Origin of the sequence: Streptomyces sp. NBC_00016 (assembly GCF_045040885.1) — a bacterium.
GTDB classification, from domain to species: Bacteria; Actinomycetota; Actinomycetes; order Streptomycetales; family Streptomycetaceae; genus Streptomyces; species Streptomyces coriariae.
Map to the genome: position 1 here is coordinate 8,028,146 of NZ_CP108304.1, position 13,273 is coordinate 8,041,418.

A 13,273-nucleotide genomic window follows, 5' to 3' on the forward strand; every position below is an offset into this window, starting at 1 on the left:
GACGAAGGAGTCAGCGCGTGCTCGATCAAGGCGCACCCCCGCAACAACGCAGTCGGACCGCCCCCGCGTCCCCGGGGCCCGTCGCGCGTCTCATGCGGCGCAAGCCCGTGGAACACCTGGTCGCCGAGGGTGGCCAGGGCGAGGGAGGTTCCCTCAGGCGCTCCCTCGGGCTGTGGCAGCTCACGATGATCAGCATCGGCGCCACCCTCGGCACCGGCATCTTCGTGGTCCTCGGCGAGGCCGTGCCCAAGGCCGGTCCCGCCGTCACGCTCTCCTTCGTGATCGCCGGACTCACCGCGCTCTTCTCCGCCCTGTCCTACGCCGAACTGGCGGGGACCATCCCGGTCGCCGGCTCCTCGTACTCGTATGCGTACGCGACGATGGGCGAACTGATCGCCTGGATCTGCGGCTGGTGTCTGGTCCTGGAGTACGGCGTGTCGGTCGCCGCCGTGGCCGTCGGCTGGGGCGAGTACCTCAACGAGCTGCTCGACGGGACGATCGGCGTCACCATCCCGGACGCGCTGTCGGCGCCGCCCGGGGACGGTGGCATCTTCAACCTGCCGGCCCTCATCGTCGTCCTGCTCGCCATGGCCTTCCTGCTCGGCGGCGCCCGCGAGTCGGCGCGTGCCAACACCGTCATGGTGGCCGTGAAGATCGCCGCGCTGGTGCTGTTCTGCGCCATCGGCGTCCAGGGTTTCCGCTCCGGCAACTACGAGCACTTCATGCCGCTGGGCATGGCGGGCGTCAGCGCGGCCGGTGCGACGCTGTTCTTCTCGTACATCGGCTTCGACGCCGCCTCCACCGCCGGTGAGGAGGCCAAGAACGCGCAGCGCGACCTGCCCCGCGCGATCATGCTGTCGCTCGTCATCGTGACGGCGCTGTACGTCCTCGTCGCGGCCGTCGCCGTGGGCGCCAAGCCCTGGCAGCGGTTCGGCGACTCCGAGGCCGCGCTCGCGCAGATCATGCGCGAGGTGACCGGCCAGTCCTTCTGGGGCACCCTCCTCGCCTTCTGCGCGGTCATCGCCATCGCGAGCGTCGTCCTGACCGTGCTGTACGGCCAGACCCGCATCCTCTTCGCGATGTCCCGGGACGGCCTGGTGCCCAAGGTGTTCTCCCGCGTCCACCCGAAGACCGGCACGCCCCGCACGAACACGGTGATCGTGTCGCTGTTCTGCGGTGTGCTGGCCGCCGCGATCCCGTTGGGCCAGCTGGCCGACGCCACCAGCATCGGTACGCTGTTCGCGTTCGGGCTGGTCAACATCGCGGTCGTGGTGCTGCGCCGGACCCGTCCCGAGATGCCCCGGACCTTCCGGGTGCCGCTCTCGCCGGTACTGCCGGCCCTGGGGCTCGCCTTCTGCGTCTGGATGATGGGCAGCCTTTCGGCCGTCACCTGGGTGGTCTTCGGAGTCTGGATGGCGGTCGGGCTCGTGTTCTACTTCCTCTACGGCCACCGCCGCTCCCGCCTCGCGGCGCCCGCACCATCTGAGAAATGATCAACCCACTGTGCTGAACGATCTCGACGAACGCATCGTGCACGCCCTCGCCGAGGACGCCCGCCGCTCCTTCGCGGACATCGGGCAACTGGTCGGCCTGTCCGCGCCCGCCGTGAAGCGGCGCGTGGACCGGCTGCGGGCCACCGGGGCGATCACCGGCTTCACCGTACGGGTCGACCCGGCGGCCCTCGGCTGGGAGACCGAAGGGTTCGTCGAGATCTACTGCCGGCGCAACACCTCCCCGGAGACCATCCAGCGGGGCCTGGAGCGCTACCAGGAGGTGGTGGCCGCGTCCACCGTCACCGGGGAGGCGGACGCCGTCGCCCAGGTCTTCGCCGCCGACATGCGCCACTTCGAGCGGGTCCTTGAGCGCATCGCGGGGGAGCCGTTCGTGGAACGGACGAAGTCCGTGCTCGTACTGTCGCCGCTCCTGCGCCGCTTCTCCGCAGGCTCACCGACCTGAGCGAACCCGGACCGACCTGAGTCGGTCCGGGGCCACCTGATCCGCCCGGGGTGGCGTCAGGGGTCGATCGGGGTCGGGCCGGGGCTACCCGGCCGTTTTTCGGGCCAGTGCGTTGTTTCCGATCGAGTTGTGCACGCTGAAGCTGACCGCGTCCGAGCGGTAGCGGTCGTCGGACCACTCCACCGGGCGGCCCTCGCGGGTCGTGGTGACCCGGCGGACGCGCAGCAGGGGGCTCGTGCGGCGGATGGCGAGCAGTTCGGCGTCCTGGGCGCCCGCCGCCACCGCGTCGATGACATGCTCGCCGTAGGCGAAGACCAGGCCGGTGTCGTCGAGGAGGCGCTGGGTCACGGAGGGGCAGTCCGGCTCGATCGACTCGACGGCCGGGGAGATCCAGTCCGCGTACACGGTCCGCTCCAGGAGCACCGGCTCGCCGTCGAGGCCGCGCAGCCGCAGGACGTGCAACACGGGTGTCCCGTCACGGAGTTGGAGGCGCACCGCGTCCTCGGTGCCGGCCGGGCGGTACTCCTGGGCGACGACCCGGCCGGTCGCCTCGCGGCCCATCGCGCGCGCCCACTGGGCGAAGCTGCGCAGCTCGGCGAAGCTCTGGCTGCGGCGGCTGGCCAGGACCACGCGGCGGGCGCCCTGGCGGGAGCCGATGAGTCCCTCGGCGGTCAGCGCCGCGACGGCCTGGCGGACCGTGCCGCGCGAGACGCCGTACCGGGCGGCGAGGTCGGTCTCGGCGGGCAGCCGCGCCCCGACCGCGTACTCCTCGCGGTCGATCGCCCGGCGCAGTGCGTCGGCGATCTCCTCGTGTCGCGCGGCCATGCTTCCCCTCTGCGTCGACGGCTGTACACAGCTTGACCAGCCTAGTCGACCTGCGGAGCTGCTCGGCTTCCACCGCAACTGTGCGTGAAATCGGGGCTCAGGGTTTCGCCAGTGTTTACGAAGGGGACACCAGCGGCGTGCGTACTGAGGCCAACTTGTTCAGACAAGTTGCCCTCATCTCCTGCATTCTCGCGCGTCCCCTGGAGAAGCCGTGACCGTGCCCCTGCCGAGAACAGCCGTCCGTGGCGGTGCCCTCGCCGCCGTCGCCGTACTCGCCCTGAGCGCCTGTGGCGCCGCCCCCGACACCAGCACCTCCACCACCGCCGACGGCAAGAACGCCGCCACCGCCACCTCCGCCGCCGACTTCGGCGGCCTCGACGCCCTGGTGAAGGCGGCGAAGAAGGAGGGCACGCTGAACGCCATCGCGCTGCCCCGCGACTGGGCCAACTACGGCGCCCTCATCGACGGCTTCCAGAAGAAGTACGGCATCAAGATCGCGGTCGAGAACCCCGACGGCTCCAGCCAGGACGAGATCAACGCCGTCACCTCCCGGAAGGGCCAGGACCGCGCGCCGGACGTCCTCGACCTCGGCAGTTCCTTCGCACTGAGCGCCGCCCAGCAGGGGCTGCTCGCGCCGTACGAGGTGGCGTCCTACGCCGACCTCCCCGAGGGGCAGAAGGACGCGAAGGCCCGCTGGTACAACGACTACGGCGGCTACATCTCCATCGGCTGCGACGCCAAGCGCGTCAAGACCTGTCCGACCACCTTCGCGGATCTGCTCAAGCCCCAGTACAAGGGCCAGGTCGCCCTCAACGGCAACCCCACCAAGTCCGGCTCCGCCTTCGGCGGCGTCTACGCGGCCGCCCTCGCGAGCGGCGGCTCCTTCGACGACATCCAGCCCGGCCTCGACTTCTTCGCCCAGCTGAAGAAGAACGACAACTACACGCCCGTCGAGTCGACCCCGGCCACCGTCGAGAAGGGCGAGACGCCCATCAGCATCGACTGGGACTACCTCAACGCCGGATACGCCGACGAGTTCAAGTCCAAGGGCGTCGACTGGAAGGTGTCGGTGCCCAGCGACGGCCAGTTCTCCCAGTACTACTCCCAGGCGATCAACAAGGACGCCCCGCACCCGGCGGCCGCCCGCCTGTGGCAGGAGTACCTCTACAGCGCCGAGGGCCAGAACCTGTGGCTCAAGGGGTACGCCCGGCCGGCCCTGATGACCGCCATGGAGAAGGCCGGCACCCTCGACAAGACCGCCGCGGCCAAGCTGCCCGAGGTCTCCGGGACGCCCACCTTCCCGACCGAGGACCAGCAGAGCAAGGCCAAGACGGTTCTCGGGCAGGGCTGGGCCAAGGCCGTCTCCGGATGACCTCCACCGCCGTACGGGTCGACATGGCGGCCGCCGCTCCGGTGAAGCGGCGGCGCCGTGCCCTCGGCTGGCTCGCCGTCGTCCCGCTGCTCGCCTTCACCGCGCTCGCCTTCGGGCTGCCCGCCATGGCCATGCTCGACGGCGCGTTCACCGCCAAGGACCCGGCCACGGGCGCCACCTCGTACACGGCCGACAACCTGACGGCCTCCCTGCGGGGCGCGTACCTGACGGCCCTGCTCGGCAGCGTGAAGCTGTCCGCGGTGTCGGCGGGGCTGGGGGCGCTGCTCGGGCTGCCGCTGGCCCAGGCCGTCGTGACCTCCCGTTTCCGCGCGCTGCGCGAGGCGGTGCTCACCGCGTCCGGGGTGCTCGCCAACTTCGGCGGCGTCCCGCTGGCGTTCGCCTTCGTCGCCACGCTCGGCAACGCCGGTGTGCTGACCCGGCACTTCGGCCTCACCGACCACGGCTGGGACCTGTACAGCTTCTGGGGACTGGTGATCGTCTACCTGTACTTCCTGATCCCGCTGATGGTGCTCACCATCACCCCCGCCCTGGAGGGCCTGCGCTCCCAGTGGCGCGAGGCGGCGCAGAACAACGGCGCGACCTCCGCGCAGTACTGGCGGCACGTCGCCCTGCCCGTCCTGCTGCCCTCGCTGCTCGGCGGCCTGGTGCTGCTCTTCGGCAGCGCCTTCGCCGCGTACGCCACCGCCGCCGCCATGGTCGGCAGCTCCATCCCGCTGGTCACCCTCCAGATCGCCGACGCCATCTCCGGCAACGTGCTCGTCGGCCAGGAGAACGTGGCGCTCGCCCTCAGCCTCGACATGGTCCTGGTCGCGGGCCTGGTCATGGCGGTGTATCTGCCCCTGCAACGACGGAGCGCGCGATGGCTCGCCTGAACCTGTGGCGGTGGGGAGTCCTCGGCCTCGCCGGACTGTACTTTCTGGTCCCGCTGGCCGCGTCGGTCGTCTTCACCGTCGACGTGCCCGGACAGGGCGTCACCTTCGACGCCTACACCCGGATCTTCTCCACGGCGGGCTTCGGATCCAGTCTGCTGCTCTCGCTGGAGCTGGCCGTCGCCACCATCGCCGTCGTCCTGCTGCTGATGGTGCCGGCCATGGTGGCGCTGCGGCTGGGCGCGCCCCGGCTGCGGCCGGTCGTCGAGGTGGTGTGCTCACTGCCGCTGGTCGTGCCGCCGATCGCGTTCGTCGCGGGCATCGGGACGGTGCTGAAATGGGGGCCCGAGCATCTCTCGCGCACGCCGCTGTTCCAGACCTTCGTGGCGATCCAGAACCCCGACTTCCCCGTGGTGCTCGTCCTGGCGTATGTCGTGATGGCGCTGCCGTTCGTGTACCGGGCCCTGGACGCGGGGCTGCGTGCCGTCGATGTGGCCACCCTCGTCGAGGCCGCCCGCAGCTGCGGGGCCGGCTGGCCGCAGGCGCTGGTCCGGGCCGTCCTGCCCAATCTGCGCGGCGCGCTGCTCAACGCCTCCTTCCTCACCCTGGCCCTGGTGCTCGGCGAGTTCACCGTGGCGCAGCTGCTCGGCTTCCAGCCCTTCGCCGTCTGGATCGTGAACGTCAGCGGCTCGCAGGCCCAGCTGTCCGTCGCCGTGTCCGTGCTCAGCCTGCTCGTGACCTGGGTGCTGCTCCTCGTCCTCGCCGGTTTCGGCGGGCGCACCCGTCCTACTTCCCGGGGATGAACCATGACCGTGCTCGACAAGACAGCGACGACGACGGAGCCGGCGACGAACGCGGCGACCGTCGAATTCCGCGGCCTGCGCCGGGAGTTCGGGCCGACCGTCGCCCTCGACGGCCTCGACCTCACCGTCCGGCCGGGTGAACTCCTCGCCCTGCTGGGCCCCTCCGGCTGCGGCAAGACCACCGCGCTGCGGATGCTCGCCGGGTTCGAACACCCCGACGCCGGCGAGGTGCTGGTCGACGGCGAGGACGTCACCCGGGTGCCGGCCCACCGCCGCGACGCCGGGATGGTGTTCCAGTCGTACAGCCTCTTCCCGCACCTCGACGCGCTCGACAACGTGGCCTTCGGGCTGCGGATGCGCAAGGTGCGCACCGCCGAACGGCGTTCCCGGGCGGCCGAGTTGCTGGAGCTGGTGGGCCTCGCCGACAAGGGCGCACGGTTCCCGCACCAGCTCTCCGGCGGACAGCAGCAGCGCGTCGCCCTGGCCCGCGCCCTCGCCCTGCGCCCGCGCGTCCTGCTCCTGGACGAACCGCTCTCCGCGCTCGACGCCAAGGTGCGGCTGACCCTGCGCGAGGAGATCCGGCGGCTCCAGCAGGAGCTCGGCATCACCACCCTGTTCGTCACCCACGACCAGGAGGAGGCCCTGTCCATGGCGGACCGGGTCGCCGTGATGCAGGCCGGACGGCTCGAACAGTGCGCTGCCCCGGCCGAGTTGTACGGCCGGCCCGCCACGGCCTTCGTCGCCGAGTTCGTGGGCACGACGAGCCGGATCCCGGGACAGCTCGACGGCGAGACCGTCGAGGTGCTCGGGCGCCGGCTGCCCGTCGACGGCAGGATCCCGGCCGCGACCGAGGTGGACGTACTGGTGCGGCCGGAGGCGGTGCGGGTGCGGGCCGAGGACGGCGGGGACGCGCGCGTGGTCGCCACCTCCTTCCTGGGCGCGGCCGTCCGGGTCACCGTCCGGCTCGCCGACGGCACGGAGGTCAAGGCCGACCTGCCCGCCCACGAGGCCGCCGAGCTCACCGCGGGCGCCGCGGTGGGCCTCTCGCTGCCCGACCGCCCGGTGCTCGTCGCCGAACGTACGTCCTGATCCCCCCACCGAAAGAGGCAACCGTGACGCAACTCCCCCTCCAGGCCGTTCTGTTCGACATGGACGGCACGCTCGTCGACACCGAGCGGCTGTGGTGGGAGGCGGTGGAAGAGGTGGCCGGCCGGCCCCTGACCGAGGCGGACCGGCCGGAGGTGCTCGGCCGTCCCGTCGAGCACACCGCCCACTGGCTGGCCGCCACCACGGGCCGGCCGGCGCCGGGGCTCGCCGAGGCGCTCCACCGGGAGTTCGCGGACCGCGTCCGCGCCGACATCGTGCCGCGCCCCGGCGCGCTCGCCCTGCTGGACGCCCTGGCCCGGGAGGGCGTACCGACGGCGCTGGTGACCGCGTCGCCGCGGGCGGTCGCCGACACGGTGCTCGACGCGCTCGGCGCGAGCCGCTTCGCCGTCACCGTCACCGCCGACGACACCGAGCACACCAAGCCCGCCCCCGACCCCTACCTCGCCGCCTGCCACGCCCTGGGCGTCGACCCGGCGGCCTGTGTGGCCGTCGAGGACACCGAGACCGGCGTGACCTCCGCCGAGGCCGCCGGGTGCACGGTGCTGGCGGTGCCGTCGCTCGCGCCGATCGGGACGGCGCCCGGCCGGACCGTCGTGCCCGGCCTGGAGGGCGTCACCCCCGGGCGGCTGCGGTCCCTGCTGCCGCACCGGCTCCGCGTCATGAGCTGGAACCTCTGGTACGGCGGCACGAAGGTCCGCGACCACCGGGCCAAGCAGCTCAAGGTCCTCACCGAGACCGACGTGGACGTGGTCGGCCTCCAGGAGACGTACGGCACCGCCGCCGAGGAACTCGCCGAGGCCCTCGGCTGGTACCACCACCGCGCCGGGGAGAACCTCGGGATCATCAGCCGGCACCCGATCACGGCCGCCCTCGGCGACCCCCACGTGGGCTTCTACGGCGCGGCGGGCGTCCGGATCGCGGTCGGCGCCGGCGAGGTCGACGTGTGGACGGCCCACCTGGACTGCGCGCCGTACGGGCCCTACGAGTCCGCCTTCGACGGGCTCGACGCGGACACCCTGGTCGCCCACGAGGGGGCGCGGCTCGCGCGGCTGCGGGACGCCCTGCGCCGGATCGGACCGGGCCCCGGCGTGCCCGTCGTCCTCGTCGGTGACTTCAACAGCCCCTCCCACCTGGACCGGCCGGACGTCGGGTGGCCGGTGACGAGGGCCGCCGAGGAGGCGGGCTTCGCCGACTCCTACCGCGAGGCGCACCCCGATCCGGTACGGGACCCCGGGCACACCTGGTCCCCGGTCCACGCCGAGCACGAGGACGGCAGCGGCCGCCCGGAGCCGCAGGACCGGATCGACTTCGTGCTCCACCGGGGCCTCAGGGTGCTCGACTCCCGGACACACGTCACCGGCAGCCCCAGGCCGTGGCCGGACGTCGAGGACAACGACTGGCCCTCCGACCACGCCGCGGTGATCACCACCTTCGCGATCACCACCTCCGGGATCACCACCTCCGGGATCACCGCCTCCGGGATCACCACCTCCGGGATCACCGGAAATCCGGTGGGCGGTGGCGCGTGAGCTGACTACCATCGGTGGCATGACCTGGCGACATTGATCCACAACCGGCCCCGACGTCCGTCGACTGACCGCCACGCTGTACGCGTACGCGTTCCTCGACGAGTTCGTGCTGCTCTACCCGGTGTACGCGCTGCTGTTCTCGGACAGCGGCCTGTCCGTCGGGCAGATCTCCTCCCTGTTCGTCCTGTGGTCGCTGACCGGTGTCTTGCTGGAGGTGCCCTCGGGCGCCTGGGCGGACGCCGTCTCCCGACGGCTGCTGCTGTGGATCGGCCCGCTGCTGGGCGCGGCGGGCTTCGCCCTGTGGGTGCTGTTCCCGTCGTACTGGGCCTTCGCGGCCGGCTTCGTCCTGTGGGGTGCGCGCGGCGCGCTGGGATCCGGCGCGCTGGAGGCGCTGGTCTACGAGGAGCTGGACCGGGCCGGCGCCGCGGACCGGTACGCCCGGCTCATGGGCCGCGCGCACGCGGTGGGCCAAGTGGCCGTGATGGCGGCGATGGGCCTGGCCGGGCCGGTCTTCGCGGTCGGCGGGTACCGGGCCGTCGGTGCGGCCAGCGTGCTGGCGTGTCTGCTCTGCGCGGCGACGGCGACCCGTTTCGCCGAGCACCGGCGGCCGGTGGACGACGGTGACAGCGGGGCCGCGACCTTGCGGGCCGGAGTGGCCGACGCCCGCCGCGACCGCTCCGTACGCGGTGCCCTGCTGCTCGTCCCGGCCGTGTCGGCGGTGTGGGGCGCCCTCGACGAGTACACACCCCTGCTGGTCAGGGAGACGGGCGTACCGGAGGCGAACGTCTCCCACCTGCTGGTGCTGATCTGGGCCGGCGTCACCGCCGGAAGCCTGCTGGCCGGACCGGCCGAGCGCCTGGGCCGCAGGGGATTCGCCGCGCTGCTCGCCCTCTCCGCGCTCGCCCTCGCCGTCGGGGCGATCGGCGGCACGCCGGCCGGCATCACCCTCGTCGCCCTCGCCTTCGGCGGCTTCCAGCTGGCGACCGTGCTGGCCGACGTCCGGCTCCAGCAGCGCATCGAGGGCACCGGCCGGGCCACCCTCACCTCGGTCGCGAGCCTCGGCACGGAGGTGGTGACCATCGCGGTGTACGGCGCGTACGGCGCCCTCGGCTCGACGTTCCCGCACGGCGTCGTCTTCGCCCTGTGCGCGGTGCCGTACCTGCTGACCGCGCTGACGATGTCGACGGTGGCCCGGGGGAGGGGCGAGTGAGTGGGAGGGCGAGCGAGGAGGCGGCGGGTGAGCGGGCGAGTGAGGGGGCGCAACGAATCGCCGCCCGGCGGTCCGTGCACGCAACGATCCGCTCACCGGCGCGCAACGGCTCCTTCTTGTCCGGCCCGGGTGGGCGCCCGTACCGTCTAGATGGCCCCCACAACCACCCTTTCGCCCGGTGAGGATCACGCATGCGCACCGCCCTGCTCCAGAGCTCCGGCCGCCCCGGCTCCGTCGTCGAGAACCTGAAGGTCCTCGACGAGGCCGCGGACCGGGCCGCCGCCGCGGGCGCCGGGCTGCTCGTCGCGCCGGAGATGTTCCTCACCGGGTACGCGATCGGCGACGACATCGCCCGCCTCGCCGAGCCCGCAGACGGGGACTCCGCGGACGCCGTCGCCGAGATCGCCGGCCGGCACGGTCTCGCGATCGCCTACGGCTACCCGGAGCGCCACGGCGAGACGGTCCACAACTCCGCCCAGCTGGTCTCCGCCGACGGCAGCCGGCTCGCGAACTACCGCAAGACCCACCTCTTCGGCTGCTTCGAGCGCGACCACTTCCGGCCGGGCGGGCAGCCGGTCGTCCAGGCCGAACTCAACGGCCTCACCGTCGGCCTCATGATCTGCTACGACGTCGAGTTCCCGGAGAACGTCCGCGCCCACGCCCTCGCCGGCACCGACCTCCTCGTCGTGCCGACCGCGCAGATGCACCCCTTCCAGTTCGTCGCCGAGTCGGTGATCCCGGTGCGCGCCTTCGAGAACCAGATGTACGTGGCGTACGTCAACCGGGTCGGCCAGGAGGGCGAGTTCGAGTTCGTCGGCCTCTCCACCCTGGCCGGGCCCGACGGAGTCGCCCGCACCCGCGCCGGACGCGGCGAGGAGCTGGTGTTCGCCGACGCCGACCCGGTCTCCCTGGCCGCGTCCCGCGAGGCGAACCCGTACCTGAAGGACCGCCGCCCCGGCCTCTACGGATCCCTGGTCTGAACCCGGCCCGCACCCGCCCCGCATCCGTCACCCCTGAGCCTCCCCCCGAGTCACCACGCGCAAGGAGTCCGTACCCCATGACGTCCACCGTGCCCAACGCCGTCGAGCACGCAGACGAGCAGCAGCCGCCGATCACCATGTTCGGCCCGGACTTCCCCTACGCGTACGACGACTTCCTCGCCCACCCGGCGGGCCTCGGCCAGATCCCCGCGACCGAGCACGGCACCGAGGTCGCCGTCATCGGCGGCGGACTGTCCGGCATCGTGGCCGCGTACGAGCTGATGAAGATGGGCCTCAAGCCGGTCGTCTACGAGGCCGACCGGATCGGCGGCCGGCTGCGCACCGTCGGCTTCGACGGCTGCGACCCCTCCCTCACCGCCGAGATGGGCGCGATGCGCTTCCCGCCGTCCTCCACGGCGCTCCAGCACTACATCGACCTGGTCGGACTGGAGACCCAGCCGTTCCCCAACCCGCTCGCGGAGACGACCCCGTCGACGGTCGTCGACCTCAAGGGCGAGTCGCACTACGCCGAGACGGCCGAGGACCTGCCGCAGGTCTACCGCGATGTCGCGGCCGCCTGGAACAAGTGCCTCGAAGAGGGCGCCGACTTCTCCGACATGAACCAGGCCATGCGCGAGCGGGACGTGCCGCGCATCCGCGAGATCTGGGCGAAGCTCGTCGAGAAGCTCGACAACCAGACCTTCTACGGCTTCCTCTGCGACTCCGAGGCCTTCAGGTCCTTCCGGCACCGCGAGATCTTCGGCCAGGTCGGCTTCGGCACCGGCGGCTGGGACACGGACTTCCCGAACTCCATCCTGGAGATCCTGCGGGTCGTCTACACCGAGGCCGACGACCACCACCGCGGTATCGTCGGCGGCTCCCAGCAGCTGCCGCTGCGCCTCTGGGAGCGTGAGCCGGAGAAGATCGTCCACTGGGCGTACGGCACCTCGCTGGCGAGCCTGCACGAGGGCGGCGAGCCCCGCCCGGCCGTGACCCGGCTGCACCGCACCGCCGGCAACCGGATCACCGTGACGGACGCGAACGGCGACATCCGCACCTACCGGGCGGCGATCTTCACCGCCCAGTCCTGGATGCTGCTGTCGAAGATCGCCTGTGACGACTCGCTCTTCCCGATCGACCACTGGACGGCGATCGAGCGCACCCACTACATGGAGTCCAGCAAGCTGTTCGTGCCGGTCGACCGGCCGTTCTGGCTCGACAAGGCCGTCGACGACAGGGGCAATCCCACCGGCCGGGACGTCATGTCGATGACGCTCACCGACCGCATGACGCGCGGCACCTACCTCCTCGACGACGGCCCGGACAAGCCCGCCGTCATCTGCCTCTCGTACACCTGGTGCGACGACAGCCTGAAGTGGCTGCCGCTGTCGGCGAACGAGCGGATGGAGGTCATGCTGAAGTCGCTCGGCGAGATCTATCCCAACGTCGACATCAGGAAGCACATCATCGGCAACCCGGTGACGGTCTCCTGGGAGAACGAGCCCTACTTCATGGGCGCGTTCAAGGCCAACCTGCCCGGCCACTACCGCTACCAGCGGCGCCTGTTCACCCACTTCATGCAGGACCGGCTGCCCGAGGACAAGCGCGGCGTCTTCCTCGCCGGCGACGACATCTCCTGGACCGCGGGCTGGGCCGAGGGGGCCGTGCAGACCGCGCTGAACGCGGTCTGGGGCGTCATGCACCACTTCGGCGGGACCACCGACGCGACCAACCCGGGCCCGGGCGACGTGTACGACGAGATCGCGCCGGTGGAACTCCCGGAGGACTGAGGCCGCACAGCGCGAGGTCTCACAGCGCGAGGTCTCACAGCGCGAGGCCCGACAGCGGGGTGAGCATCATGCGGCCCGCGAAGCCGACGGCCGTGTCGAGGCGTTCGGTGAACTCCCCGGCCACGTCGGGGAGCCGGCGCAGCGCCCACAGGGCCCGGGCCGCCGTCCAGGTGGCGTCCCGGGCGCGGTCCAGGCTCCAGGAGCCCAGCAGGTGGGTGAGGGGGTCGGCGATCTGCAACAGGTCGGGGCCCGGCATCAGCTCTTCGCGGATGCGTTCCTCCAGCGAGCCGAGTAGCTCGCCCACGCGGTCGAACTCGTCCTCCAGCTCGACCGGTTCGCAGCCGAGGCTACGACAGGCGTCCACCACGGCGAGCGCGAGGTCGTGCCCGATGTGCGCGTTGATGCCCGCGAGCGCGAACTGCAGGGGACGTACGCCGGGATGGCGGCGGAACTGGAGCAGAGGCCGCCAGCAGGCCGGTGGCCGCCGGTCGGCCGGCCCGGGGTCCACCGCGTCCAGGTAGCGCTTCGCGAACCGAACGTCCAGCGTGGTGGCGGCCCGTGCGTCCGGGAACCGGCCGGTGTCGATGCGCCGGTCGACCTCCTGGGTCACCGCGAGGTAGACGCGGTTGAAGACCGCGACGCCGTCCCCGGGAGGCAGGGCCGCGTCGAGGGCGCGCATCCGGGCGAGCACGTCGTCGACACTTGTGCGGTCCGTGTCGAGGCCTGTCTCGACGGGAGCGGTGAACTGTTGCGATTGCGGCATGGGGGCAGGGTGACAGTCCTAGGCTGGCCCGCGTGTCGGCGGGCCCGA

General features: G+C 72.0%; 12 protein-coding genes. 10 read left to right on the forward strand and 2 right to left on the reverse strand.

What is annotated here, in order from left to right:
• The first annotated feature begins 17 nt into the window (after nt 1–17).
• Together OG933_RS35575 and OG933_RS35580 are read left to right on the forward strand one after the other, a co-directional pair.
• Entirely contained in the window at nt 18–1,493 is a 1,476-nt protein-coding gene (locus tag OG933_RS35575) for an amino acid permease (protein WP_267020915.1), read from the forward strand.
• Nucleotides 1,494–1,503: 10 nt separating this feature from the next.
• On the forward strand, nt 1,504–1,956 hold the full coding sequence (locus OG933_RS35580; RefSeq protein WP_020128883.1) for an Lrp/AsnC family transcriptional regulator: 453 nt from the start codon (nt 1,504–1,506) through the stop codon (nt 1,954–1,956).
• An 84-nt stretch (nt 1,957–2,040) separates the two neighbouring features.
• Here the strand turns inward: OG933_RS35580 and OG933_RS35585 are convergent, their stop codons facing one another.
• Complete coding sequence (locus tag OG933_RS35585; RefSeq protein WP_054239536.1) at nt 2,041–2,781, reverse strand: GntR family transcriptional regulator; 741 nt, start codon at nt 2,779–2,781, stop codon at nt 2,041–2,043.
• 211 nt (nt 2,782–2,992) lie between these two features.
• On the opposite strand from OG933_RS35585, the gene OG933_RS35590 reads away from it, so the two are divergent.
• The 8 genes from OG933_RS35590 (at nt 2,993) to OG933_RS35625 (ending at nt 12,462) form a co-directional block, all read left to right on the forward strand.
• Nucleotides 2,993–4,153: an ABC transporter substrate-binding protein gene (locus tag OG933_RS35590; RefSeq protein ID WP_405630966.1), complete on the forward strand. Its 1,161-nt coding sequence runs from the start codon at nt 2,993–2,995 to the stop codon at nt 4,151–4,153.
• A complete protein-coding gene (locus tag OG933_RS35595; protein ID WP_020128886.1) occupies nt 4,150–5,046 on the forward strand; it encodes an ABC transporter permease subunit in 897 nt (298 codons plus the stop codon). The genes OG933_RS35590 and OG933_RS35595 overlap by 4 nt, the downstream gene beginning before the upstream one ends.
• Nucleotides 5,034–5,846, forward strand: a complete 813-nt coding sequence (locus OG933_RS35600) for an ABC transporter permease subunit (RefSeq protein WP_362529640.1) — start codon at nt 5,034–5,036, stop codon at nt 5,844–5,846. Before OG933_RS35595 ends, OG933_RS35600 begins: the two co-directional genes overlap by 13 nt.
• A gap of 3 nt (nt 5,847–5,849) precedes the next feature.
• A complete protein-coding gene (locus OG933_RS35605; protein ID WP_405630969.1) occupies nt 5,850–6,935 on the forward strand; it encodes an ABC transporter ATP-binding protein in 1,086 nt (361 codons plus the stop codon).
• A 23-nt stretch (nt 6,936–6,958) separates the two neighbouring features.
• Nucleotides 6,959–8,482 (forward strand): HAD-IA family hydrolase, encoded by a 1,524-nt coding sequence (locus OG933_RS35610; RefSeq protein WP_405630972.1) that lies wholly within the window; start codon nt 6,959–6,961, stop codon nt 8,480–8,482.
• A gap of 64 nt (nt 8,483–8,546) precedes the next feature.
• Nucleotides 8,547–9,692 (forward strand): MFS transporter, encoded by a 1,146-nt coding sequence (locus OG933_RS35615; protein WP_362529784.1) that lies wholly within the window; start codon nt 8,547–8,549, stop codon nt 9,690–9,692.
• Between the two features lie 191 nt (nt 9,693–9,883).
• Nucleotides 9,884–10,672 (forward strand): carbon-nitrogen hydrolase family protein, encoded by a 789-nt coding sequence (locus OG933_RS35620; RefSeq protein WP_362529649.1) that lies wholly within the window; start codon nt 9,884–9,886, stop codon nt 10,670–10,672.
• Between the two features lie 77 nt (nt 10,673–10,749).
• Nucleotides 10,750–12,462, forward strand: a complete 1,713-nt coding sequence (locus tag OG933_RS35625) for a flavin monoamine oxidase family protein (protein ID WP_405630975.1) — start codon at nt 10,750–10,752, stop codon at nt 12,460–12,462.
• Between the two features lie 34 nt (nt 12,463–12,496).
• On the opposite strand, the gene OG933_RS35630 is transcribed toward OG933_RS35625, so the two are convergent.
• The gene (locus tag OG933_RS35630; RefSeq protein WP_405630977.1) at nt 12,497–13,225 is read right to left on the reverse strand and encodes a DUF5995 family protein; all 729 of its coding nucleotides are present in this window, start codon (nt 13,223–13,225) and stop codon (nt 12,497–12,499) included.
• Nucleotides 13,226–13,273: the final 48 nt, after the last annotated feature.